The organism is Okeania sp. SIO3I5, from assembly GCF_010672085.1.
In the GTDB taxonomy this organism is placed as follows: Bacteria; Cyanobacteriota; Cyanobacteriia; order Cyanobacteriales; family Microcoleaceae; genus Trichodesmium.
The window spans coordinates 1-1,257 of the sequence record NZ_JAAHHT010000531.1; the positions used below are offsets into that span (position 1 = coordinate 1).

At 37.9% G+C, this 1,257-nt stretch carries 1 protein-coding gene and 1 pseudogene; both read right to left on the reverse strand.

What is annotated here, in order from left to right; genetic code table 11:
• A pseudogene (locus F6K40_RS40270) lies at nucleotides 1–385 on the reverse strand (hypothetical protein); the annotation flags it as partial.
• Between the two features lie 43 nt (nucleotides 386–428).
• On the reverse strand, nucleotides 429–1,052 hold the full coding sequence (locus tag F6K40_RS40275; RefSeq protein WP_293145965.1) for an IS607 family transposase: 624 nt from the start codon (nucleotides 1,050–1,052) through the stop codon (nucleotides 429–431).
• Nucleotides 1,053–1,257: the final 205 nt, after the last annotated feature.

Below are 1,257 nucleotides of genomic sequence, written 5' to 3' on the forward strand. Positions count from 1 at the left end.
TTTTGTCATAAACTAATTGAGTTTCTGCATTCCAAGATTGTTCTCTCACACAAACTTTATATGTCCCATCTTTTTGCTTTTGCTGGTATTCAACATTAATACTCGGAATTAACTCTGATGTTTGGAACTTTAATCCTTTTGTTAGTATTGGTAACCAAGTACCTTTTTTAAAGTCTTCTACCCTAAATTTAATTGATTGTATACGGTCTCTAATCGAACGGAATTTTCCCGCATCAAGTTGTTTAGTCCCACTTTTACGACTAGCTTTAAATCCAGCATTAGCATCATAAATTGCGTTAACTTTAAGATGATATGGTGATTTTTTAATCCAATCTGGTAAGTCACTGTTTAAGATTACTTTACGCAAATCGTATTTAGAAATCAAACCATGCTTACGTTGATAAGCTATGGCTTGATTAAAGCAATATCTACTTGCTGCTAACCACTGTTTCCAAATTTGATGGAGACTTTTTTCTGGGTAAACTCTGATATGCAGAGATTTGACATGAATACTTTCGGAGTCCGTACAATCTGGCTGAGAAACAGTGGAGGATTGAAAGAATGTCTTCAACCATTTCTCGTTTGGGAGACAGCTCAACTTTGTGGAGAACCAGGATTTCGCAAGAGTGTTTGGCACAAAACCACTGCAGCAAATCGAAACCAAATCTAGCGAGCCTGTCTTGATATGTGACCACAATACGTTTGACATTTCCTGACATGACCCGCTCCAATATGGTAAGCATTTTTTTCCGTTTGTAATTAAGTCCTCCTCCAACTTCTTTGACAAGCTCTCCATCAGGATATTGGGATTGGAGATATTCACATTGACGCTCTCTATCTTCTTTTTGCTTTGTTGAGGAGACTCTGGCATAAAGGATGATAACCCTATCCCCGGTAGTCCCAGTTGTATATGTGGTAATGTCATATCTTCTCTGTCCCCCTGCTGTTCTGATTGCTGTAATTTTTCCTTGCTCTTCCGAGTACCGCAAGGTTCTGTCACATACTCCCAAAATTCGGGTCGCTTCCCCTGGCGTTACATAATTTTTGGCCATTTTCTTTTCTCTCAGTTTTCATTTGACATAATGACACTATTTGCCGGAAATTGCCAGGGATTTTAAAATCTAGTCACGCACCACCAAATTTTTTAGTAGGACTCAGGAGGTAGGGAGAGGTAATACAGGAAAAAGTTTGAAAAATACTCCCTATTTTACCATATCTCCATCTTCTCATCTTTATTTTAAATAGAACCTAAATGTG